Raw genomic sequence first — 24,496 nt, 5'->3', positions numbered from 1 at the left:
AGCGCCCCGGCTGGCGGGGGTTTCGTCGGTGAAATAAAGCGTCATGTGTCAACGAATCAGACACCAGCCGTCCGATTTCCCGACACACCCGCAGCATGCCGTCAGTTTTCGGGATCGGAGACGCCAAGGCTCGCCAGACGGGTATAAAGCGATTGACGGCTGATGCCCAGCCGCCGTGCGGCTTCCGTGCGATTGCCGTTCGTAAGCGCCAGAGCGCGCTCGATCAACGTACGTTCGAGCAGCGCAATGGCATCATTCAGCGACAGATCAGTGAACGCGGCAGGAAGGGCAAGAGAGGCGGCGGAATGCGAGTTGGAGAGGAATGCAAAGTCTTCGCGCGTGAGCATGGTACCCGGCGCAAGCGCACTTGCACGCTCCATCGCATTGGCAAGTTCGCGTACATTGCCTTGCCACGCGTTGGTAACGAGCAGATGCTGCGCATCTGCCGACAGCGGCTTGACTGGCCTTCCGTGCGTTGCCGCAATGCGTGACAGGAAATGCTCCGCGAGTGGGAGGATATCCGCTATTCTTTCTCGCAGCGGCGGCAGATGCATCGGGATCACATTCAGCCGGTACAGGAGATCGTTTCTGAACGTACCGGCGGCGACCATCTCGGTCAGGTCACGATGCGTCGCTGCGACGACGCGGACATCGACGGTCACCGGACGATTCGCACCGAGCGGCGTGACCTGCCGCTCCTGGAGCACGCGCAGTAACTTGGCTTGCATTGCAAGCGGCATATCGCCGATTTCATCGAGAAACAGCGTGCCGCCGTGCGCTTCCTCGAAGTGGCCGCGCCTGTCCGCATGCGCGCCAGTAAAAGCGCCCTTGTTGTGCCCGAACAGCTCGCTTTCAAGCAAGTCCCCCGGAATCGCAGCGCAATTCACCGCCACGAACGGACCCGCCGCGCGCGCCGATGCCCGATGCAGCACCTGCGCTGCCACCTCTTTCCCAGTGCCGGTTTCGCCAGTGATGAGAACAGGCACATCCGTGCCCGCCGCACGGCCCAAACGCTTCTGCACGTCACGCATCGCCTCGCTGATGCCAAGCAACTGTGGCTTTTTGCTCGAGCCCGTTTCATCGACGAACGCCTGTGTCGATTCGTTGCCGGTCATATCGGCGTGCGTGGCGAGAATACGCGTCAGCAGCGCCGCAATCTCGTTACGGCCGACGGGCTTCGTCAAATGCTCGAAAGCACCAAGCCGCATTGCGCCGATGGTGTTGTCACTGGTCGCATAAGCCGTAAGCATCACAACCGGCACGCTTTGCAAGGAGGCTATGTCGCGGAGCGATTCGAGCACGGCCAGGCCATCCGCACCCGGCAGCCGAAAGTCGAGAAAGATGCAGGCCGGTGCCGCACGCGCGCGCAACTGTTCCAAGGCCTCCTCACCCGATCGCGCTTCCACTGGCGTGTGACCAAGATCGCAAATCGTTTCGACGAGGCCTTCACGGAACGCGTCGTCGTCGTCGATGATCAGTATGGTCGCCATGGCAACTCAATCACAAATCGCGTCACACTATCCTCCGCAAGCCAGACACGACCACGATGCGCCAAGGCAATTTCGCGCACCACCGCAAGACCAAGGCCGGAACCTTGCGGCCTGCCCGTTACGAACGGCTCGAAAATACGCTCGCGCTCGATCTTGCCAACGCCAGGACCATCGTCGATCACTTCGAACCGAAGCCGTTTGCCTTCCTCTGATTCCAACACAGACGCACGCACCGTCACCTGGCCGCCCTGCCGTGCATGTTGCAACGCGTTCACGATCAGATTGTCAAGCGCGCGCGCTAGTTGTGCCGGATCGAAGGCAGGCATCGTCGTGACGGGCTCAGACTCCACTGTCAATGTAACATGACGGCTTTGTGCGGATGCGTCATGCACCTGACCGATATCGTGCAACCATCCGCCTAGATCGACATCGCGCGCGTGAATCGTCACAGGCTGCGTGAGCGCGAGCAGACTGCTCATCTGCGCTTCGATCCGACCAATCTGTCCGACGATCGTCTGCAATGCCGCTTCGCGCCGGGCGTCGTCGCCCGCAAGTGCATTCTCTGCCTTAAGGCGCATTGCACCCACCGGATTGCGTATTTCATGTGCGATTTGCGCGGCCATCTTCCCCAGTAGACTGAAACGCTCGGCCTGCGTGAGTTGCGCGCTCAACGTCTCTTTTTCACGCTGAAGTCGCTCGGCACGTTCCACATACCGATTGAACGCATGGACGATGTGATCCAGATCGGGCTCGCCGAGTGGCTCAAGACGCCCGCCTTGCCCCAGCCCGCCGGCGGGCTCAAGTGCGCCTTCGAGCCGCACGAGATTACGCCGCCAACGCCGCAGTGCCATTGCCAGCAACAACGCGAGTACCGCGATGATTGCCAGCACGCTTGCCAGAACGGTAACGGCACGCTCCCCATACGGTCCCAACGGTGGTCGTGCACGGACAAGCGTCCATGCGAACAGTCCGGGGTGATGCGGCACCGGACACGCCACGGCGATCACGGCATCCGCGCCGCTTGCGACCGAATCGGTCTGCGTTTTCCCCGTGCGCGCGACGTTCTTCAGCGTTCGCACAATAAGTGGCGTCTCCGCTTCTGGAATATCGCGCTTCACACCACTGCCTTCGTAAGTGGGAAAGGCATAGGCGAGGAAACCTTCCGGCACGCCCGCGACCGACGCGTCAGCCCAGAAACCGCCTTCAATACCATCCATCCGGATCAGCACCAGATCGAGCACCGCATGCATGAGATCAACGTCGACTGCGCCTGGGCGCTGCGCCGACACGTCATAGCGCGCGGCAACCGTCGTGCACGCCTCGCCCGCCTGCAGCTTCACAGTCGCGATCCGTTCCCCGAGCGCGGAAAAAAGCATCAGCCACACCGCCGCGGTGAGAAGGGCGCACAGAAAAGCGACAAGAATCCATAACGCCGTGAGCTGTGTCGAAAACGGAATGCGCAGCAAGCGCTCCGCACGTTCCAGCAAGACGCGCCTCCCGAGGTCTAATTTCATCTGCCCTTACGCTTGTTCATGACGCGCGACATTCACGTCTATCACCGGTCTATTTAGTGCATGCCACGGAACATCATAACAAATGTGATCGCACCGTGATCCGCGGGATGCTTTGCGATGCTATCGAAAGACAGGGTGCCTGCCATGCGGGACGCGCATCGACGGGAATGGCTCAAGTCCCGCGATCTATCGCCGTTAACCGAGGCGAATAGAGATCTTTCATTATCGCGACCGTTGCATGGCATGCCGCCACCGGCAAGTGGCAACGATCCATTCCGGTCGCAATATTCTTTACAAAACGCTTTCGCGCTGTGTGAACCGCAGTGCGTCCACGAGTAAAAAATGAAGAATATCCGTATCGGTGCACGGTTGGGGCTGGGGTTCAGCGTGGTGATGGTACTGCTTGCGTTGACGACATGGCTCAGCCTGATTTGTTTATCTAGCCAGAACGCCACAACGCACTCCATCACCAAGGTTGCCTATCGGAAATCGGAAGCGGCCGCGAAAATCACGCTTCTGGTTACCGACATCGGCCGCGTATCGCGCAACTTAATTTTGCAGTCCACACCCGCATCGCTGAAGAAGAACAAAGCTACCTTCGACGCCAACAAGCAGGCGATCGAAGCGCAAATGTCGGTGATCGAAAGCCGTATCAATAACGATGACGAGCGGACGATGTTCAATACACTCCGATCACATCAAGGCGAATACTTTACTTTCGTCGACCGCATCGCGTCCCTGGCGCTCAGTGGTGACAAACAAGGTGCGACGGACTATCTTTTCGCCGCATCCAACGCGCAGATGCAAGGGCAATACGTTACCGCGCTGAGTGCGGTAACCAAATTCGAAGATGCACAGATAGAAACCCTGGCGAACGATTCGAATAGCGCCTATCAGATGGCTCGCCTTTACGTCGCCAGCGCGGCGTTGCTTGCGTTGATCCTGGCGACGATTTCCGGATGGTACATCGCGCGATCCGTCACGGCGCCGCTGCGCGATGCAGTGGGTGTGGCCGCCCGCATCTCCGAGGGCAGGCTGGACGCAGCCATAAGGCCGGGCCATCGTGACGAGACGGGACAATTGCTCAATGCGCTCTCGCAAATGCAAGGCAATCTGGTAAAGACCGTTCGACTGGTACGCGACAATAGCGAGAACGTGGCCACCGCCAGTTCGGAAATCGCGCAAGGCAACCTCGACCTCAGCCAGCGAACCGAGGAGCAGGCGGCGTCGGTTGCTCAAACGGCGAGCAGCATGGCGGAACTGACCGACAGCGTGAAACGTAATACCGAAAATGCCGTACGCGCAAGTGCATTGAGCAGCAAGGCATCGGAAATGGCGGCGCGAGGGAATGACGCTGTCGGCCAGGTCGCCGCAACGATGGGCGACATCACGCGCGAATCCAGACAGGTTGGCAATATCGTGGGCGTGATCGAAAGCATTGCGTTCCAGACCAATATCCTGGCCCTTAATGCGGCGGTGGAAGCCGCGCGTGCGGGAGCCGAAGGACGCGGCTTCGCCGTTGTCGCCAACGAAGTTCGCACGCTCGCGCAACGCAGCGCCGCAGCAGCCAAGGAGATCAAGTCGTTGATCGACGCCTCGGGAGCCCGCATCGCCGAAGGTGAGGCACTGGTCGGAAACGCAAGCGGGACCATGGCCCAGGTCGTAGACACGGTGCAGCAGGTCACCGGCCTGGTCGGCGAAATTACGTCGGCATCGGAGGAACAACAGCGCGGTATCGAGCAAGTGAATCTGGCGGTAATGCAGATGGATGCGGTGACGCAACAGAACGCCGCCTTGGTCGAGCAAGCCTCCGCCGCCACGCAGTCGTTATCAGGACAAGCCGACACGCTTCGCGCATCGGTCTCCGTATTTAGATTGGCGCATGGATAATGGCATGTCGCAATGGCAACGCGTCATCAGCGAGCCACATGGCGACGACGCTTCATCGCGATAAATACCAGCAAGAGCACGATTAGCAAGACCGCAACCAAACCGACGCGCGCCATCAACAGCAGCGGCGACCGTGGTCCACCTGCCCGCAACTGCGTAACATGTGCAGCATTCGTCTGGATTTCCGCCACACCGAACTGTCGGAACAGGTAGTTCGTTAGGTCGGCGATATCGCCGTCCGAAAGCTTTTCGGCAAAGCCCGGCATATCCTGCCCTGATGCCGGCGTCATGCCATCCAGAATCGCCATGATGACATTGTCCGCCACCGGTCGCGAGAACGCGGCATTGCCAACGAGCGCGGGCAAACCGCGCGCACCCTGCCCGCTGGCCTGATGACATGAGGCACAATTATCGGCGTACAGCACCGCGCCCTTCTCCGCGCTCCCGCTCATCAACGTGAGATCATTCGGAATGGGATGCTGCGCGATGTTTCCTTTGTCGACCTTTCCTGAACGTATCGCAGGGACCGACTTCACCCACGTCGCAAGTGCACGAAGATCACCATCATCGAGTTTCGAGAAGCTTTTATCAATCGCTTCGCGCATTGGACCGCCCGCCTGCGAACCAACAGCGGCATGCCCCGTCTTCAGATAAGAGAAAATATCGTCATCCGACCACATCCCGATCCCCGTCGCCTTGTCCGACGTGATGTTCGGGGCATACCACGTCCCCAGCGATGCACCCGATAACCCGCTGCCCGTTTTCTCCGCCATCAGAAAATTACGCGGCGTATGACATGTCTGGCAATGGCCCAGCGCTTCAGCAAGATAAGCGCCTCGGTTCCATTCCGCGCTTTTGCCAGCGACCATTTCGAATGGCGTGTCGTCAAGGAACAAGCGATTCCAAATCGCCATTGATATGCGAATATTGAACGGAAATGGCAAATCAGTTGAATGCGCCGGTGCGCGGTCGACCGCCGCAACGTCTTTCATGAAATAGGCATACAACGCTTTAACATCATCGTCCGTTAATTTCGCATACGCCGTATAGGGCATCGCCGGGTACAGATTCATGCCATCGGCACGAACGCCACGACGAATCGCGCGATTGAACTGCTCAAGCGTATACCCGCCAATCCCTGCTGTCCGGGACGGCGTAATGTTCGTCGAGACGATACGACCGATGGGTGTTTCGATATCAAGCCCACCTGCAAACGGCTGCCCGTTGGCCACGGTATGGCATGCCGCACAGTCCGCCGCCACCGCGAGATACTTGCCACGGATGACCAGCGGGTCGCTGTTGTCCGTGGCGGACGGCGAGACATTCGCCACGCCGCCTGTTGCCGGGATCAACCCGTCAGGCACGGAATGCGCGCTGGCGGGTTCAACCGCATGGACTACCAACGGCGCGACATAGAGCATGACAGATAGCACGCTGCCCGCAATGGGCCACAGGACGTTCTGAAATCGCATCCGGTTCTCCTTAGGCCGCGTGCTTGATGGCGTTTGCCGTTCGCAATGACAGCGCGATGGCGGTCAGCGTGGCATTGCAGGTGGCAACCGTGGGCATGACCCCGGTGGAAACCATATAGAGATTCTCGTGATCGTGTGCACGTCCGAATGCGTCGGTGACACTGGTCGCCGGGTCTGATCCCATCGCGAGCGTACCCGTTATATGTTGCCGATTCGAAAACGCACCCTCCTTCGAGTGGACAATATTCGTCCCTCCCATCTTTGCGGCAATCCGATCGTACATTTCGCGGGTCTTCTGCGTACCTCGTATCACATAGTCATCGATGTGCCACGACAGCCTCGGTGTCGGAAGGCCCAACGCATCCTTACGATCGCTCAACGTGACGCGGTTGTTCGGATCGGGAAGCTGTTCGAGGCAATTTTTCAACGATACCTGACGCGCGGCATGCTTACGTATGGCCTGGTCCAACGCCACACCGTAAACCCCCTTTTTGATAAGCGCGGCCGTGACACCGGCAACCGCCGAAGCATTCGATAAATCGAGACGGAAACCACCGTGTTCGCTGCGAAAGCTTCCGTCCCGGAAATCACCAATGGAGCAGGGACTGACAGGACCGCGCCCCGGCCAGACATCCTCATCCACTTCGAACGTCACGCCAACCGCGGGGTGATCCATGAGGTTACGGCCCATGGTCCCCGAGCTGTTGGCCAAGCCATTCGGAAATTTACCCGATGCGGACATCAACAGCAGTTTCGGAATTTCAATGGCATTGGCTGCAAGAATGAACGTATCGGCCACCACGCGATGGGAGCCTTTGTCCCAGTCGTAGAAATGGGCCGCTACGATCCGTCCTTTTTCATCATGTTCGAGACGATAGACGACCGCCTTGGTTTGAAGCTTGACGCCGGCCTTGACCGCCGCATCAACCGACAGACCGCCATGATATTGCGCATCGATCGGACAAAGCGGCATGCAGTTGTTATTGCCGCAGCACGCGGGACGCCCATCAAAAGGACGGCTGTTACGCGCGGTGGAATCGCTGACCAGCGTAAAGTCCGGCGCAAGCCGATCCCGAAAGCGCTGCTGCAGCCATGGCTCGGCGACACGTTGCATTGGCCAGGGCTGCTTGCGCGGAGACAGCGTTTCCTCGCCCCCCACCCCCATGATGACTTCGGCTGCGTAATACCAGGGCTCCAGATCATCGTACGAAATCGGCCAATCCCGGCCGACGCCATACAGACTCTGGATGCGAAAATCATTCGGCAAGAACCGCCATGTTTGCGCCGCCCAGTGCCAGCTCGTGCCACCGACGAGCTTCAAATACTGCGCATCGAAGTGGTGCGGCCCGACTTGCTCCAAATAGCCGTTGTTGCTCGGCGCGTAGATCGGTTGCGGAGCCTGCGGCCAGAACGGATAAGGCGCGACGAAGTCGGCTTTATTCGTGGATGTCCGGTAATTGTGAACCAGCTGCGCGGTGGAAAGTTGGGGGCCCGCCTCCAGCATCAGCACTGACGCGCCGGCTTCGGCAATTCTGCGAGCCGCCATGGCGCCACAAATTCCGGCACCGATCACCACCACATCGGCGGAGAGCGTGTTATTCATTTCGTCAAGGATATCGAATGATTCAAGATCAACACATCGTGCGTGTCATATCGGTTTTTGTGCCCAGCTGTTACACGGGCCATAGGCATAGCTTGGCGGCGATAGAACGTCCGATACCGCCGCATTGGCCAGATCATTCACATACGTTACGCATATCGCATGTTTTCCTGATCCCGCCACACCGAGATACCACCCGGCGAGAATCACTTGTGGCAAGCTTGCAAGATCAGGATCGTTCGCGCTCAGCGTCTCGTGAAGATTTTCAGCCGTCACGTTATCCCTGGCGATAACGGTGCGCAAAGCGGCGAGCTTCGCGCCAAACCCCGTATCCAGCGCGGCGAACGCTTTCAAAAGCGCCGCCTGGATGTCAGGATCAAGAGAGGCTTTCCCGGTCAAGAACGTGGAGACGAACGAAAAGTCGTCTGCCACGGTAGACGTGGAAGCCGTAGCCGACGCCGCCGCGGCAGCCCCAAATGGCACGCTCGTCACGGCCACTGCTACCGTTGCCAATTTCAAGACACCGCGACGAGACCGGGACTTGGCCATGCTGGTCGAATCCTGTTCGGCCGTTTTTTTTCCTGACACATGCATTGCGCGTTCCTTTCTTCGATCGCAACCTCCGCCGCACCGCTGGATGGCGGCGGCCCTTCCCTGGCCGGCGAGATTCTACGTGACTTTGCGGTCCATTGTCACAGGGACAGCTAGCGCTGGAAATGAACAGATGCGTTAGCGCGGTGTTGTCGGAAGAAAGCCACACACGGTACTCACCGTTGCGAGCAATGGGGTTGCGCTCCTAAGCGGCTCATGTCGTTACGCAAGCGACGCAGACGTGCTGCCCAGTAGTTCCGATGGCGGGATGAGAGTGTGCGCAATTTCCTTAGTCAGCCGCATGACGGTCCGGCAGGCCAGCGTGAGTTCGCCGTGGGGCGACATGGCGAGCGCGATGAATCGTGGTACCGGAGGATCAATCACCATTGCGGATTGGAGCTTGCATTCCTTTGCGGCATTGGCAATTGCATAGGGGCCCAGTAAAGCGTACATGCCCCCTTCCGCGACAATATGTGACTGAAGGATCAGGGAGTCCGCCTCGACAGCGACATTCAGTGAAACGCCGTGAATGACGCTGAGTTGATCGAGCCTGTCGCGCCAACTGTTTGGCCTACAAAATGACACCAGCGGCACACCGTCCAGATCGCGAAATGAAATCGTAGGCCGCTTCGTCAGTGGATCACCAGCCGCGCCGACCAGATATGTCGCTGTCTCGACAAGATATTCATCGCCGTTCTTCGGCGTTGAACTATGCCTGAAAAGGATCGCAAGATAGACGTTGCCGTTCTCCAACCACGTTTCCAGAAGGGCACCTTGCCCTTCCCGTACCCGCAGTTGCACTGACGGATAGTGCGCCTTCAGGCGCTGGTACAGTGTGCTGACAAGGGGGTATGCGGTGGACGGCAAGATTCCGATCCGGACGATGCCGATAGGTTCTCCTGCCGTGGTCCGAATGTCATTTGACAATTGCTCCGTACTGGCGACCCAGGCGCGTACTCTTGGCGCGATACGTTCGCCCAGCTCCGTCAAAACCACCCCTCTTCCGGTGCGATGAAAAAGGCGGCCTCCGCAATAATGCTCCAGCTCGACGATCTGCCGGCTGATATGCGGCTGGCTTGTCTCATAAAACACGGCGGTTTTACTCAAACTGCCGAGTTCCGCCGCATCGATGAATAGCTTCCATGCTGCATAGTCCACGCCAACCTCACGATCCGGATATGTGCAAGCAGTATAGCTGAAATGCCCATTTACGCAGTTCCCGCATACGTCGTCGATCCATACACTGAAATTCACGCGACGATGCACTCCCCTGAATGCCTCGAACGCGTCGGACACTTTCCGGCACATCCCCGCTGAGAAGCGGATCAATTCCAATCTGGAAGGAGACAACATGAAAGCACTCGATTTGCGCGGCCTCGTCCCGGCACCCGTCACCCCCTTCACACGCGATGGCGCCGTCGATCACGCGGCAATCAAGCGTCTGGGTTCCTGGCTCGGCAGTATTGAAGGCATCAAGGGGTTAACCGTTCTCGGTCATGCGGGCGAAGGTACATTCCTGACACAGAAAGAACAGGCTGCCGTCATCGAAAGTTTCGTAAGGTCCGTGGACAACAAGATTCCGGTAATTGCCGGCATCACGCTGGAAGGTACGCAGGTTGCCGCGGAAGAAGCAAAACGCGCCGTCGAAGCCGGCGCGGCGGCGGGGTTGGTTTATCCGTCGCATGGCTGGCTGCGTTTCGGTTACCAGAAAGGCGCGCCCCAGGACCGATACCGCGCGATCCATGAAGGAAGCGGCCTGCCCCTCATCTTATTTCAATATCCAGACGCGACCAAGGCGACTTATAACCTTGAGACGCAATTGGAGATCGCCGCGCAGCCTGGCGTCTTCGCGATGAAGAACGGCGTGCGCAACATGCGCCGCTGGGATACCGAGATTCCCATCATCCGTCGCGAGCGCCCCGAACTTCAAATCCTGACTTGCCACGATGAATATCTGTTGCACACGATGTTCGATGTCGATGGTGCCCTCGTCGGCTACGGCGGCTTGGCACCGGAACCACTGCTGGAGTTGATTGCCGCGGGCAAAGCGAAGGACTACAAAGCCGCTCGCGCGATCCACGATCGCCTCCTTCCCGTCACCCGCAACGTCTATCACCGCGGATCTCACATGGAAGGAACGGTGGCCCTCAAACACGGCCTCGTTGCGCGCGGCATCCTCGAGCACGCCACGGTGCGCTCGCCGCTGCTGCCGCTTGCCGACGGCGCGGACGTCGATATCGCACAGGCGCTCCGTTCCGCTGGCTTGATCGACTAAGCAACCCGGCCGGGACAGTGTCCTGGACCCAGCAAGCCGCACCGCGATCGCGATCCACGCGCCGCCAATGGCGGTGCGAACGACACGAACGCGATGCCTCTCAAAATAAAAAGACACAAAAAAATGCAGCAATTCAGGAGACGGCATGAGTACCCCGAAGACTGCGTACGACATAAGCGTTGTAGACAGTAACAACGCCGCGCAAGATACAAGCGCGCGGTGGCGCGCCGCACGATTACTATTTCGCTTGGAGAACGTGCCGCATACCCGATGGCACATGAAGGCGCGCATCATCATGGGTAGCGCAACGCTATTCGACGCATTCGATGCACTGTCGCTCGCATTCGTTCTACCAGTGCTACTAGGACTATGGCATCTCTCGCCCGCGCAGATCGGATCGCTCATCGCGGCGGGCTATCTCGGACAAGTCGTGGGGGCGCTGCTGTTCGGGTGGCTGGCGGAGCGCATTGGTCGAGTATCCAGTGCAACGCTCACGGTTGGCATCATGTCCGTCATGAGTGTGGCGTGCGCATTTGCCGGCAATTTCCAGATGTTGTTTGCCCTGCGGTTCGTACAGGGTATTGGTGTTGGCGGAGAAGTGCCGATTGCAGCAACGTACATCAATGAGCTGTCGCAGGCGCATGGCCGAGGGCGATTCTTCATTCTCTACGAACTCATCTTTCCCTTGGGTTTACTGGCCGCGGCGCAATTGGGGGCATTTCTGGTTCCGCGCTTCGGTTGGGAATACATGTTTCTCGTCGGCGGCATCCCTGGACTACTCGTGGCATTCTGTATTGCCCGACTCCCGGAGTCACCGCGATGGTTGATCGCTACACGCCGCTATGACAAGGCCGAACGGGTAATCGAACGCCTTGAGGCAAGTACAACGAAGCGCGCGCTCGATTGCCACGCAAAAAAAACCGACGTGGAGCAACGCGTGGCAAGGCTTGCCATTGATCAGAAAGTGTCGCGAAAAGCGTCTTGGAGGGAACTTTTTTCATCGTTCTACCGAACGCGCACGATCGTGGTCTGGTTGCTCTGGGCGACATCCTACTTCGTGGCAAATGGCATCAATAATTGGCTGCCCAGTCTGTACAAGACCGTCTATCATCTCCCCTTGGAAACGTCGCTCCGAATGGCGTCCATCTCCAACGTGTTGAGTGTGTTCGGCGTCGTGGCGTGTGCATTACTCATCGATCGGGTGGGACGGCGGCGTTGGGCAATGGGGTGCTTCGCCGTCAGCGGAATATTGCTCGCGGCGCTAGGCATCCTTGGCGCAGGTACCGCTTGGTCGGTCATGTTGCTCGCGTCTTCCGCTTACGCGGTGATGGCGACGACGACCGTACTCCTCTATCTTTACACGCCTGAAATCTATCCGACACGGATGCGGGCGATCGGAACCGGATTTGCAACCTCCTGGTTACGTGCTGCCTCCGCCGCGGCGCCGGCGATTGTAGGGGTTGTATTGATCGATAGAGGCATCGCGACCGTTTTTATCCTTTTCGCCCTGGTCTGCGGTGCGGGTCTCCTGGTTTCCATGCGAATGGTGGAGACAACCAATCGCACCCTGGAAGAAATATCACCTTAATGCGATATGACCGCCACGCGCGGAACGGTGGAACGCCTTCTCCACGTTCATGAACGGGCCTGCCCTTGTAAAGCAGGCCAGCACGCGATTGATCCAAAGGCGCGATTCAGGTAGTCGTCACCTTGAACTTCGCTACGGATTTTCGCAATTCCGAGGCTTGCCCTTCCAGCGAACTCGCAGCCGCTGCGCTCTCTTCAACCAGCGCCGCGTTTTGCTGCGTTACATCATCCATCTGGTTTACCGCCTGATTGACCTGCTCGATTCCCTGACTTTGCTCCCTCGATGCGGCGGCGATTTCGCCAATGATGTCTGACACTTGCTTTATCGCCACTCTCACGTTGGCGACTGTATCGCCGACATTCGTCGCCTGTTGGACACCTTCCTGAATAACCATCACTGAACCGCTGATCAACTCCTTGATCTCTTTGGCCGCCGCCGCCGAACGTTGCGCGAGCGTACGCACTTCGCCGGCCACCACCGCAAACCCCCGGCCTTGCTCTCCTGCTCGCGCCGCTTCTACTGCCGCATTCAAAGCCAGGATGTTTGTCTGAAATGCGATGCCTTCAATCACACTTGTGATCTCTGAAATTTTCCCCGAGCTACTATTGATATGTCCGATCGTCTCCACGAGATTTTGCACCGCATCATGCCCCGCATCGGCCACACCCGTGGCGTTTACGGCAAGCGTGTTCGCTTGCGACGCATTCTCGGCATTTTGCCTCACCGTTTGGGTAAGCTGAGCCATGCTCGACGCGGTCTCCTCGAGCGAGGCTGCCTGTTGTTCAGTACGCGTCGAAAGATCAGCGTTACCACTGGCTATCTGCTGAGAAGCGGTCGCGATATGGTCGCTCGATACCTGGATGCTTCCGACAGTCGCCACGAGCTTCTGCCGCATCATAGACATGGAATACAGAAGACTAGTACGATCATTCCGCGCAATCGATACCTCTTGCGTAAGATCCCCATCTGCAATACGCTCGACAATCGAAGCGGCATAGGCAGGTTCGCCACCAAGCTGGCGCTGGATGCTCTTCGCGATTGCGAACGCGATCCAGACCGCGACGATCAAACTCACCGCACTGAATGCGAGTACCACGTTGCGCCCGGTTGCGTATGCATTGTGCGCAACCTCCCCCTCTTGCGCGCCCCGCTCAACTTTGTAGGCCACAAACGTTTTTATCGCATCGGTCCATTTATCGATAGCCGGACCCGCCTCTTTCATCAAAAAATCCGGGCCAGCCGGATCATTCGTAAAACCAAGCGCGGCAGCGCGCTCCACGAGAGGCATTGCCGCTTGCCTAGTCTCGGCCGTCAGCGCGAGAAGCTCTTTCTCCCTGGGCGTGACGCTGGGGTCAGCATCGAACAAATCATGGGCCTGCTTTGCAGTAACAAGATATGCCGCAATCTTCTGGTCATAGATCGTTTTTTGAAGCTTCATACTCGCTTCGTCTTGTAAGATGATCAGATTACGCATGGCGGCCGATGCATCCTGCGCGTCGCTCAAACATTGCGAAAGGAGGTCCGTTTCCGCTCCTCCGTAATCAACCACTTTCGTTATGGACGTGTTAACGGCGTATAGCTTCAGAACGCTGATGCTCGAAATAGCAAGCAATAGGGCAACCATCACACCAAAGCCAATATTCAAGCGAGCGGCGACAGTTAATTTTGAAATTTGCATTTATCATTCCTTGTTTTATTGCAATCGTTGACAACAGCAGACCGTCACATCACCATTCGGCAAAATACATTACCTTCCAGCACGAATTTATTTAATAAGATAAATCAAATTCTTTCTCCTTTCCTAGATGAATCGAAAAATAAATCCATCACGCTTACGCCATGTTGACGAACTATATTTCGCAGAAAATGAATTATCAGATCACGAGTTACGTAAAACGCTCGTACAAGCAAATCATTCAACAAACTCACTATGTATTCATCTTGCGCCGTCTTTTCAAATAGGAATTGCATGCATTGCCTCGTACTCATCGTCTTACCCAGGCATCTGTATGAGACATGGATAACGTGATTCCGTACAATAGCGAATTTCCGAGTGCACGAAGGCTACCGCGCATCCGAAAATTTCTGTGACAAAAGAATGGTGTGCGGGCTTAAGTACAAACCCCCGCTAATAAAACGATGGCGTTCAGCTATTTCTGTGATTACGATGACTGACTCAACATGCACGTTCAGAAAAGCCTTCATCGGACGCGTGTGAACGGAAAGAAAAGGAAATTTCATAAAAGCCTTTTTTGAGACGATACCCATAGCATCAGCCCGCACGGTAACCTTGCAGGTAGTGTGCCGTGCGAATAACAATTCACTGTCTTCTTGCAGTTATATGGATTTTTGCCGTCACGATAAAACATGCCGACCGTCTCAAGCAAAGGAGGCTGCACGAGAAGAACCGCACCCACTATCCATTATTGGCAATCACTGAGAAGATGAGGAAATCGCGACAAAAAAACGACGTCTGACGCCATTAGATTGATTGCATGTGCGGGACGACTTTATGAACGTGGTGTAAGTTTGCACTAGTGCGAAACAAAGAGCGCTTGAGGTGTAAGAGTCGTTGCATTTCGAATATCGCCGCCTGGTCGATGACTGACAAGACGGTTAATGACGACTGAGCCTAACCGACCACGCTAAGCTGATCGACCACTAGCTATGCAACCGCGATGTATCGAATACCTTGCCCAATTTCTCTCGCCTGACAAAGCCAGCGACAAGGCATGGCTTGCCCAGACGGGCTGTTAATGAAAACGTGTCTTGGCACACTCTCGAATTCCCATTGCAGGCTAGGCATCACATCGATACCTGGCGATTCAACGACTTCACAAGCAACAAACCAATGCATGAACATTATGCTGAAATTCCGTCGGTCCGATGTCACGATTTCCAAGACGTTGCACAGTTAGCGAAAGGTCTAAGTCACTGGGAGCAATCATTCGATCAAATTAGCGCGGGGCCATTTCTGGGTCGCTTGCAGGAAATTCAATTCGATGGATTGCAGTTGATACGAGAGCAGATTAACTGCGCAATCCTTAAGCGCAGAGTCACCTTACATGACGTAATGACTTTCTGTATTCCGCTGTCTGTTATCGGCGAAGGAAGGTGCGGCCGCGTCACACTGGATGGAAACGGCATCTTCATCTCGCATGGCAAAAAGATACCTGAGTTTCGGACCTCACCCGTGCAAGATATCGTCATTGCCGCGATTGATACCAACCTGATCGCTCACATTTGTGACGCGACCAACATCGATTTTTCAGTGACAGCCCCACAAGTCGCCATACTAGGCGCACAGCGCAAAGCAGAAACCGTTAAATGGCTCACTAATGTATTTTCTCAGGCAATAGCGACAGGCGAACTCCAACAGCACCCAGGCTTATTGAAAACCCTTCGGGACTCAATTGTTTTGGAAGTTCTTGGATTGTTTAAATCAGCAAGTCGAGCCCTCTACATTGATCCGTCGAAACGTTACAAAATCATTGAGCAAGTGCGTGAACTAGCGATGTCCGAACGCCAAAGCCCGCTGACTGTTCTTGACGCGTGCCTTGCGGTAGGAACGAGTCGTCGCACGCTGCAATCGTGTTTTGACGAGATGTTGGGAATCCCGCCTGCCGTCTACGTCCGGATGGCTCGTCTTAACGCGGCACGTCGCGAATTACGACGTTCCGACCCCGCAACCACATCGGTAACGGACATCGCCACCAAATGGGGATTCTGGCATTTGGGACGTTTTTCCGCGAACTATCGCGATCTTTTTGGCGAGCTTCCCTCTCATACCCTTTCCACCTTCTGCTGACGCCAGACTCATTGAAATCTTCACTACTTTTACCATGGAAGCATTGCTGTCAAGATACTTCTCATACTCTGACAGAAAAATTAACGAAATTCCGATGAATTATTTTGCGCAAGAAAACTACAAACGTAAATTTCCAGTAACTGCAATATTGCGTAGCAATTTTTTCTACGCACGCTCAAACAACCGTCACACCTGATAATGAATTCCATCCAATAATAACTTATTATTTCTATTGAGTGAATATACATTATTTATTTCACATCGAAATATTTGCAAGGTTTCTTTCGTTACCATCGAAATGGTGTTGCATAAAATATTAATATATAAATAACATAATTTATAACCTTCTGAAATTAAAATGCAAAATACTCAAGAATCTCGAATTTGACGATGCATCCTTTCCGGCGACTGCACCATGATTCGATTGTCTGGATCTCGATTCATAAGCGATTGCGCTCATCTCGTCATTCGACTGAATACGTCATTTCAATTGCTTTGGCATGCATTTTCTTGTTTATTTGTGCCCGTGCTCCCTATCGAGGGTAAACATTACAAAATATTCCTAAAGTTTTTTCTGTGATGATCGTTATACAGCCAAATTGAATAGTCATTTACTATCACCCCGTGGAGAATCGTGATGCAATGGTTTCAAAAGATGACCGTATTTGCACGACTGCTTACCGGATTTTCGGCGATTCTTTTGTTGCTCTCGCTGCTCGGTGGATTTTCGCTTTATCAGATTTATCAACAAAACAACCACGTTGCCCAGCTACGTGATAACTGGTTGCCATCGGTGCGAACCAGCCTGCAAATGGCCGTCCAACTCGCAGACTTGCGCCTCACTGAAGTGCGACTGGTCAATGCGCAAAACGATGGGGAGTTAAAGCAGGCACGTGAGTCGATTGACTCGAGCATGAGTGAATATCTTTCCGCCGCGAAAGAGTATGAAGCACTCATTTCCGAACCTGGGGAAAAAATCGCCTTTGCCGATATTCAAAGACTTACCCCCCAGTACACGGATATGCAGAAACAGTTGATTGCTCTGATGACAGCGGGGCGGCGCGACGACGCCTTGAAGCTGCTCGACGGTCCTTCCCGTACGACGCGCAACGCGATAAAAAAGGATATTCAAGATATCGTTGCCATTAACGAGGACGGGGCAACACGAGAAGGAGCTTCGGCGGCACAAGGCTATTCGCGTACAGTCTATTTTGTCATCATCGCTATTGCAGTAGCGTTGGCATTTGGCCTGGGTATTGCGTTAACTATCGCCAGAAGTTTCGCGAAACAATTGGGCGGCGAGCCAGCGGATGTTGCCGATTTGGCAAGCAACATTGCCGGTGGCAACCTTGCCGTGCCGGTCAACCTGAAGCAAGGGGATGCAACGAGCCTGCTATATTCACTAGGAACGATGAAGGATCGCTTGACCACGATTGTCAGTGGAATACAGCGCTCAAGTGAGTCTATTTCGGTTGCCTCCGGACAAATCGCGCAAGGCAATACCGATTTATCGCAGCGCACGGAGGAGCAAGCCGCTTCATTGGAAGAGACTGCGGCAAGCATGGAAGAGCTGACCGCGACGGTTCGCCAAAACACAGAGAATGCAAAACAAGCCAATTCGCTTGCTGAAAAAGCATCGCACGTTGCAGTACGGGGTGGCACGGCGGTGGCCAACGTTGTCGAAACAATGGAGGGCATCTCGCATAGCTCGAACCAAGTGGCGAACATCATCAGCGTAATCGAGGGGATATCTTTTCAGACCAATATTCTGGCGTTGAATGCTGCCGTTGAAGCGGCACGAGCCGGTGATCAGGGTCGGGGCTTCGCGGTGGTTGCCGGAGAGGTGCGAACACTGGCGCAACGTAGCGCCACCGCCGCGAAGGAAATCAAAGGTTTGATTAGCGATTCCGTCGCGCGTATCGGTGGGGACGCAGCAGGTTGCGGATGCCGGCGCCACGATGGCCGAAGTCGTCAATGCGGTAAAGCAAGTGACCGATATCATGGCCGAAATTGCTGCCGCCTCATCTGAGCAAAGTAACGGAATCGAACAGGTCAATATCGCCGTCAGCCAGATGGACGAAGTCACGCAACAAAATGCGGCACTCGTCGAGGAGGCCTCGGCAGCAACGCAAGCCATGGCTGCCCAAGCGGTCAGTCTGCGAGAAGCCGTCAGCTTTTTTAAGGTCGATGCGGTGTCCGAGTCAACGTTGTTCAGGCCATCTCACAGCATGGTTAATACGTTACGAACGCCAGCCCGGTCGTATTAATTACTTTCCGCCACCTGATTTGGAGACGTCGACCGGTAACGCTGATTGGCATTGGCCGGTTATCTTTCTTCGCGAGAGGCCGGAGGCGATCCCACATTTTTATGTCTCATCCGATATCCGAGTAGGAAATGACGGCCATCCACCAATGAAACCATCGCCCTTTTCATCTCAGATGCGGCCGTTATCGTTGATCGCACCAGCGTAAGGTCAAGCAACGGCTTGAGGCTGCTCCGGGCGTGCGCCCACATAAATCGCTTTTGGACGGATAAGCCGATTGTTGACGGCCTGCTCAAGCACATGCGCGCTCCATCCGACAATGCGTGAACAACAAAACGTGGGCGTGTATAACGCTTGGGGCATTCGCACGGCACGCAGTACTGCCGCTGCCCAGAATTCTACATTTGGATAGAGATTGCGCCCCGGCTTCACTTCTTCCAGCACGCGCACGGCGATACGTTCGACATCAAGACTCAAATCGAGCATGTGATCCTTCCCCTCCAACGCGCTGGCAACTTTCTTCAGCGCGGCGGCACGTGGGTCCCATGTCTTGTAAACCCGATGGCCGAAACCCATCAACCGCGCCCCGGAAGCCAGTTTATCCCGCAATACCTTCTCCGCTTGATCTGCAGACCCTACGTCATCAAGTAGTTCATCGACCTTGGATGGCGCGCCGCCATGGAGTGGACCGATCAGCGCACCAATCGCGCCACAAATCGATGACACAAGATCAGCTTGCGTGGAAGAAATCACGCGTGCGGTGAACGTCGATGCATTGGTATCGTGGTCGATGCACAGGATCAGGTAGGCTGACAGCGCCTTCGCAAGTTCCGGATCGGGCACCTCTCCGGTCAGCATGTACATATAGTTTTCGATATGGGACAGATCGCAGCGAGGTTGCACCGGCTCCAGGCCCTGAAGCAAGCGGTACCGGGCGGCAAGAATGGTCGGTGCTTTCGCAAAGACGGTCAATGCCTGTTCCAGTGTGGGAGGCCAGTCCGCGCCGGGTGTGTCAAGGCACGAGATCGCGGCACGCAAGGCGGCCATATACGATACATGCCGCGGCATGGAACGGAGCAGACCTAGCAGCGCGTCATCCAGCTCACGCAGAGATGCGAGTTGCGTCTTAAAGCGGCTTAATTCCAGCATTCCAGGAGCGTTTCCGATCAGGATCAGATGAACTACTTCTTCGAAGGAGTGGCTTAGCGCGAGATCGCCCGCCCAGAACCCGCGATAAATCAATTCCCCCTTCTCACCGTTCGCGTGGCTAATCGCACTTTCCGCTACCGCAATATCCTCAAGACCAATGTGCAGTTCCATTTCGTTCCCCCTGATTGAATGAATCGCTTTTTAGAGCGTCCAGCCCTTATGGACATCCAATAAGTCAGAGCTTATGATATTTACATGTATACATATATGCAACATTGATTCATGTAATCAATGTATATTGTTCCCTTGAAATACGCTCGGCAAAGGCTTTGGCGTCGGTTGAACGGAGGACGGAAATGGGCAAACAGGATGTCCCGATTCATCGCAATACGGCGGAATATCGCGCCAGGTAATGCGACCGATGAATCCACGTCAGCGGGATCCGGCGCAACGCACGCCAGGCTCGCTGGCGACCCTGGCGCTGTACACCCGGGCATTCCGCGCCGCATGTCGACAAAAGCAGGTCGGAGATAATCTGGCTGCCTGAAATGACAACGGCGGCAGGGCAATTAACGCATCCAAGACAGGTAACTCGAATAACGCAGACCAGGTGTTTGCAAACACAATTTCCGTATGCAGCCACGCAAAAATTGGGAAGCATTAGGTACAATTGAACCCCTTTCCGATCACGCTCGGTCGTATTACTCAGCACGTAAACTACGTGATAGACGCTATTTTTACCGGGCAATATGAAAGAATTCTTGAGTTCTGACGAGGCTTCGGCATTGCTGCAGATATCGCTGCCGACGCTGTACGCATACGTTAGTCGCGGATTGATCCGCTCGATCCAAGGCGAAGAGCGCCGAGCGCGATCCTATTTTGCGGAGGATGTTTATCGCCTTATTTCGACACGAACCGCCCGGCAGACGTCCAACAAGTCTCGGGGTAGCAGCGACGTCTTCGGGGTACCGATCGAGTCACGCATTGCGCTGATCGACAAGGGAATGTTGTGGTATCGCGGCCGTAGCGCAATCACATTAGCCCAGACTTCCACGATTGAAGAGGTCGCGTCCATGCTCTGGGAAGTCTCCAAATTCGATCAAGGATCGGCTAGCGACAATGATATCTTCCGCTTGGCATTGGAGCGTATCCGTCACGCTGGCGATGATGCATCGCCTCTGCATCGCGCGTTGATAGGCCTCGGGTTCGCAGCCTCGACGCATGGTCATTTTTGGCTGCGCGATGACCGCGCCACCGCCGCTGCGGGCGCTTTCGTACTGAAGATGATGCTTGCCTGCGTGACCGGTGTCGCGCCAACGTCCGAGCCGATTCACCAGCAGCTTGCCCGCGCGTGGAAGATCGACGACCCGAACGCGGTGAACGTGCTCAGGGCCGCTTTGATCCTTTGCGTGGATCACGAACTTAATCCGTCTACCTACACGGTGCGCTGTATTGCCTCGACAGGCTCGAATGTCCTGCTCGCCGTCATGGGCGGATTAGGCGCGTTGTTCGGCCCCCGCCACGGCGGCGCAACCGGCAACGCCCGAACCTTGATTCGTGAAGCATTGCGCGAGTCAGATATTCCGACCTATCTCGTCGGACGCCTGAACGGTGGTGAGCAATTCGCCTCTTTCGGCCATAAGCTATATCCAGATGGCGATCCTCGCGCCACATGCCTACTGGCGCTACTGCGTTCCTGCCGGGACGAAAGCGCCCGGTTGAGCGGCATCCAGGAAATTGCCAATACCATCCATCGCGCGATCAACCTGCGTCCCAATCTCGACTTCGCTCTTGCGGCAATCGAGGAAACCCTGGCGTTACCGGTGACGTCGGCACTCACGCTGTTTGGTATCGGTCGCGCTGTCGGATGGATAGCACATGCGAAGGAACAAGCCATGATCAAGGAGCCAATCAGACCGCGGGCAATCTATATTGGCCCACGGCCGGTTGATTGACTCGGGCGGCAGGATGCTTTCAAGCGACAGCAAGCCATGACCAGACACCATGCGCCGCGACGTTTCACCACGCGCCAAGCATCTCCTTACTGATCTCCAGCCATGCGATTGCCGCGCGTGAGAGGTAATCTCCCGACCAGACGTGGGCGACTTCCCAAAAAACGGCTGGCTCGGTGAGCAGCACCGACTGGCTCGGCAAATCTGACAGGCGATTCAAAAAAGGCTCCGGCAATAACGCCACGCCAATCCCCGCGGAAGCCATCGCGGCGACCCAATCCCATTGCTTGCTTCGTGCCACGATCGTCGGCGAAACAGGCATTTTTCGTACAGTTGGCGTCTTATCATCCCGTACCATTACCTCGGAGAATGCCTGTCGAATCCGCCGGGTCAGTGCGAATTCGTCACTGAGCGATACCATTGGCATGCGATGTAATACTTTCACCGGGAGCGTCGTGTGATGCTTCGGGAACGTGCCTTCGGCAGCCACGACCCACACGGGATAGCGCGCCACGCCCTGGCTGCGAAGATCAAGCATTGGATCAGTAGGCAAAACCGATAAACCAATATCCAGATGCCCCGCGGCCACTTCGCGCTCGATTTCCTGCCCGGTGCCCTCGGACAAGACCAGCTCTATGTCCTTGTGACGTTCCCGAAAACGTTTCAGCACCCCGGTGAAAAGCACATTCACCATCGGGGGGATGCCAATCCGAAGCGTGCCCCTTCGCAATAATTTCGTATCTTCGACGTCCCTTTTCAACAGGTCCAGCGTGGCAAGCATCTGCTCACCACGCGCAAAGACAACGACGCCCGTATCGGTTAGCGCCAGATTCCGGCCCTCGCGAATCAACAGTGGTTCGCCAACCTCCTGCTCGAGCAAGCGAACCATCTTGCTCACCGTCGATTGCGTGACGTTGAGGCGCTCGGCAGCCTGCGTAAAGCTCTTGAGCCTGACTGTCTCGATGAAGTAGCGGACCGAGCGTATATCCACCGCCTGACTCCAGGGAAGAAGTATGAATTTTACGACTGGTTCTAGCGATTTTAAATCATACGACGCACTTTTAAGTGGTTTTATATTGGGTATCAAAAGCAACGGTCCACGAAAGCCCCTGATACCGATGGAGACAAACCATGCAGATGACCTCCCCCTTATGTTCGACCGTACAACCTAGCGACGCCGACGCACATGACGGACTCGATCGCATTCATCACGTTGATCTGTTAAACCGCGTCTGTAGCGCCGAACAGGCCGCACGGCTGGTATCGCATGGCATGACCGTTGGCATGAGCGGCTTCACGAAAGCCGGCGACGTAAAGGCCCTGCCCCAAGCGCTTTCAGATAGGGCGCGTAACGCATCTCATGACAAGCCGTTTTCCATCACGGTTTTAAGTGGCGCTTCGCTGGGCCATGACAGCGACGGCATCATGGCCGAGTCCGGCCTCTTGGCGCGACGGTTGCCGTTCCAGGTCGACACCGTCTTGCGAAGAAAGATCAATGCCGGTGAGATCATGTATCTCGACCAGCATTTATCGGAAACGGCGGAACAACTACGCTCAGGACATCTTCCACCCGTAGATGTCGCGATCATCGAAGCAGCGGCGATTCTCGAAGATGGCAACATCGTGCCAACGATGTCCGTTGGTAATTCGGCAAGCTTTGTTGCGCAAGCCACGAAGGTGATCGTCGAGCTGAACAAAAGCGTCCCGCTGGCATTGGCCGGCATGCACGATATTTATATGCCTGAACCGGTAAGCCAACGTGAACCCATTCCGTTGACTCGCCCAGCGCAACGCATCGGGCATGCAAGCATCAAGGTCGATCCAGCGAAGATCGCCGCGATCGTTATCACCGATCAGCCCGATAGCCCATCGTCGGTGCAACCAGCGGATCATGAAACGTCCGCTATTGCGCGACACATCGTGGATTTTCTCATCGGTGAAGTCGAACGTGGTCGAATGGGCTCGTCGCTTCTGCCGCTCCAGGTTGGCATCGGCTCCATCGCCAATGCCGTGATGCACGGCTTGATCGATTCGCCGTTCCGGGATCTGACGATGTACTCGGAAGTGTTGCAAGACAGCGCGATCGCATTGATCGATTCGGGCACGGTTTCATTCGCATCGACCTCTTCGATTACCCTTTCATCGGGCATATACGATCGATTCGTGTCCCGTATCGACGCGTACCGCGATAAGATCGTATTGCGGCCCCAGGAGATCAGCAATCATCCCGAAATTATCCGAAGACTCGGCGTGATCTGTCTCAACACCGCGCTGGAATGCGATATTTACGGGAACGTGAATTCCACGCATGTGTGCGGCACGCACATGATGAATGGCATTGGTGGCTCCGGTGATTTCGCGAGAAACGGTCAGCTCTCCATCTTCGTCACCAAATCCATTGCAAAAGCGGGCCAGCTATCCAGCATCGTGCCGATGGTCTCGCACGTGGACCACACCGAACATGATGTAGATGTAGTCGTCACGGAATGCGGACTAGCCGACCTTCGCGGGTTGGCGCCACGAGAGCGCGCGGAAATCATCATCGAGCAGTGTGTTCACCCGACATACCAGCCCGCGTTGCGTGATTATGCATCCCGGGCCCGAATGCAGCGTGGCGGCCAAACCCCGCATCTCCTCGAAGAGGCACTTTCCTGGCATACGCGATACCAGAAGACAGGGTCGATGTTGTAATGTAAATAGCAGCGATATCCAGGGACACACGCGTTCCGGCACCTACTTCACAACCATAAAGAACGCTGACGAGTGCGTCGGGAGCACCGCCCTGGCGTCCCTCGATGCGTGTGCCACCTTTCTTCTCTTCAGACCACCTTCCCCCTGTCTCTTTCGTTTTCCCCTCGCGACATCCATTGATTTAGCAACCGACAACCCATCACCGCTATTTT

16 protein-coding genes and 2 pseudogenes are annotated in these 24,496 nt (G+C 55.8%); 9 read left to right on the top strand and 9 right to left on the bottom strand.

Annotated features, from left to right (window positions below):
* Window positions 1-101: 101 nt before the first annotated feature.
* Window positions 102-1,490 carry a sigma-54-dependent transcriptional regulator gene (locus SJQ66_RS07675; protein ID WP_024903233.1) on the bottom strand — a complete coding sequence of 463 codons (1,389 nt, stop codon included), beginning with the start codon at window positions 1,488-1,490 and terminating at the stop codon, window positions 102-104.
* Window positions 1,475-3,004 carry a sensor histidine kinase gene (locus tag SJQ66_RS07670; RefSeq protein ID WP_407691478.1) on the bottom strand — a complete coding sequence of 510 codons (1,530 nt, stop codon included), beginning with the start codon at window positions 3,002-3,004 and terminating at the stop codon, window positions 1,475-1,477. The genes SJQ66_RS07675 and SJQ66_RS07670 overlap by 16 nt, the downstream gene beginning before the upstream one ends.
* Window positions 3,005-3,346: 342 nt before the next feature.
* Between SJQ66_RS07670 and SJQ66_RS07665 the strand changes: the two genes are divergently transcribed.
* Window positions 3,347-4,894 (top strand): methyl-accepting chemotaxis protein, encoded by a 1,548-nt coding sequence (locus tag SJQ66_RS07665; RefSeq protein WP_253463766.1) that lies wholly within the window; start codon window positions 3,347-3,349, stop codon window positions 4,892-4,894.
* A 26-nt stretch (window positions 4,895-4,920) separates the two neighbouring features.
* On the opposite strand, the gene SJQ66_RS07660 is transcribed toward SJQ66_RS07665, so the two are convergent.
* The 4 genes from SJQ66_RS07660 to SJQ66_RS07645 form a co-directional block, all read right to left on the bottom strand.
* On the bottom strand, window positions 4,921-6,366 hold the full coding sequence (locus tag SJQ66_RS07660) for a cytochrome c (protein WP_024903237.1): 1,446 nt from the start codon (window positions 6,364-6,366) through the stop codon (window positions 4,921-4,923).
* Between the two features lie 10 nt (window positions 6,367-6,376).
* The gene (locus SJQ66_RS07655; RefSeq protein WP_024903238.1) at window positions 6,377-7,969 is read right to left on the bottom strand and encodes a GMC family oxidoreductase; all 1,593 of its coding nucleotides are present in this window, start codon (window positions 7,967-7,969) and stop codon (window positions 6,377-6,379) included.
* A 45-nt stretch (window positions 7,970-8,014) separates the two neighbouring features.
* Window positions 8,015-8,515 carry a sugar dehydrogenase complex small subunit gene (locus SJQ66_RS07650; RefSeq protein ID WP_157685787.1) on the bottom strand — a complete coding sequence of 167 codons (501 nt, stop codon included), beginning with the start codon at window positions 8,513-8,515 and terminating at the stop codon, window positions 8,015-8,017.
* A gap of 264 nt (window positions 8,516-8,779) precedes the next feature.
* Window positions 8,780-9,910, bottom strand: coding sequence for a LysR family transcriptional regulator (locus SJQ66_RS07645; protein WP_320534155.1), 1,131 nt, complete (start codon window positions 9,908-9,910; stop codon window positions 8,780-8,782).
* On the opposite strand from SJQ66_RS07645, the gene SJQ66_RS07640 reads away from it, so the two are divergent.
* Together SJQ66_RS07640 and SJQ66_RS07635 are read left to right on the top strand one after the other, a co-directional pair.
* Complete coding sequence (locus tag SJQ66_RS07640; RefSeq protein ID WP_024903241.1) at window positions 9,909-10,832, top strand: dihydrodipicolinate synthase family protein; 924 nt, start codon at window positions 9,909-9,911, stop codon at window positions 10,830-10,832. The two genes, SJQ66_RS07645 and SJQ66_RS07640, sit on opposite strands and share 2 nt — an antisense overlap.
* Before the next feature lie 145 nt (window positions 10,833-10,977).
* Entirely contained in the window at window positions 10,978-12,420 is a 1,443-nt protein-coding gene (locus SJQ66_RS07635) for an MFS transporter (RefSeq protein ID WP_024903242.1), read from the top strand.
* 106 nt (window positions 12,421-12,526) lie between these two features.
* On the opposite strand, the gene SJQ66_RS07630 is transcribed toward SJQ66_RS07635, so the two are convergent.
* Window positions 12,527-14,098: a methyl-accepting chemotaxis protein gene (locus tag SJQ66_RS07630; protein ID WP_036009536.1), complete on the bottom strand. Its 1,572-nt coding sequence runs from the start codon at window positions 14,096-14,098 to the stop codon at window positions 12,527-12,529.
* A gap of 1,173 nt (window positions 14,099-15,271) precedes the next feature.
* On the opposite strand from SJQ66_RS07630, the gene SJQ66_RS07625 reads away from it, so the two are divergent.
* The 3 genes and pseudogenes from SJQ66_RS07625 to SJQ66_RS29620 form a co-directional block, all read left to right on the top strand.
* On the top strand, window positions 15,272-16,228 hold the full coding sequence (locus SJQ66_RS07625) for a helix-turn-helix domain-containing protein (RefSeq protein WP_024903243.1): 957 nt from the start codon (window positions 15,272-15,274) through the stop codon (window positions 16,226-16,228).
* 637 nt (window positions 16,229-16,865) lie between these two features.
* Window positions 16,866-17,357 (top strand): annotated as a pseudogene (locus SJQ66_RS29625) (MCP four helix bundle domain-containing protein); the annotation flags it as partial.
* A gap of 288 nt (window positions 17,358-17,645) precedes the next feature.
* Window positions 17,646-18,495 (top strand): annotated as a pseudogene (locus tag SJQ66_RS29620) (methyl-accepting chemotaxis protein); the annotation flags it as partial.
* A 207-nt stretch (window positions 18,496-18,702) separates the two neighbouring features.
* On the opposite strand, the gene SJQ66_RS07610 reads toward SJQ66_RS29620, so the two are convergent.
* Window positions 18,703-19,812, bottom strand: coding sequence for a citrate/2-methylcitrate synthase (locus SJQ66_RS07610; protein ID WP_046153011.1), 1,110 nt, complete (start codon window positions 19,810-19,812; stop codon window positions 18,703-18,705).
* Window positions 19,813-20,062: 250 nt separating this feature from the next.
* Here SJQ66_RS07610 and SJQ66_RS07605 point away from each other — a divergent pair, with 250 nt between their 5' ends.
* Both SJQ66_RS07605 and SJQ66_RS07600 read left to right on the top strand, forming a co-directional pair.
* On the top strand, window positions 20,063-20,188 hold the full coding sequence (locus SJQ66_RS07605) for a hypothetical protein (protein ID WP_269083091.1): 126 nt from the start codon (window positions 20,063-20,065) through the stop codon (window positions 20,186-20,188).
* A 214-nt stretch (window positions 20,189-20,402) separates the two neighbouring features.
* Entirely contained in the window at window positions 20,403-21,596 is a 1,194-nt protein-coding gene (locus SJQ66_RS07600) for a citrate synthase (protein WP_157685788.1), read from the top strand.
* Window positions 21,597-21,660: 64 nt separating this feature from the next.
* Here the strand turns inward: SJQ66_RS07600 and SJQ66_RS07595 are convergent, their stop codons facing one another.
* Window positions 21,661-22,584, bottom strand: a complete 924-nt coding sequence (locus SJQ66_RS07595; RefSeq protein ID WP_024903247.1) for a LysR family transcriptional regulator — start codon at window positions 22,582-22,584, stop codon at window positions 21,661-21,663.
* Window positions 22,585-22,730: 146 nt separating this feature from the next.
* Here SJQ66_RS07595 and SJQ66_RS07590 point away from each other — a divergent pair, with 146 nt between their 5' ends.
* Entirely contained in the window at window positions 22,731-24,284 is a 1,554-nt protein-coding gene (locus SJQ66_RS07590; RefSeq protein ID WP_046153033.1) for a succinyl-CoA:acetate CoA-transferase ScpC, read from the top strand.
* Window positions 24,285-24,496 lie beyond the last annotated feature (212 nt).

It is taken from the genome of Robbsia andropogonis (assembly GCF_034047095.1).
GTDB lineage: Bacteria > Pseudomonadota > Gammaproteobacteria > Burkholderiales > Burkholderiaceae > Robbsia > Robbsia andropogonis.
This window is presented reverse-complemented; position numbering and strand designations above follow the sequence as displayed.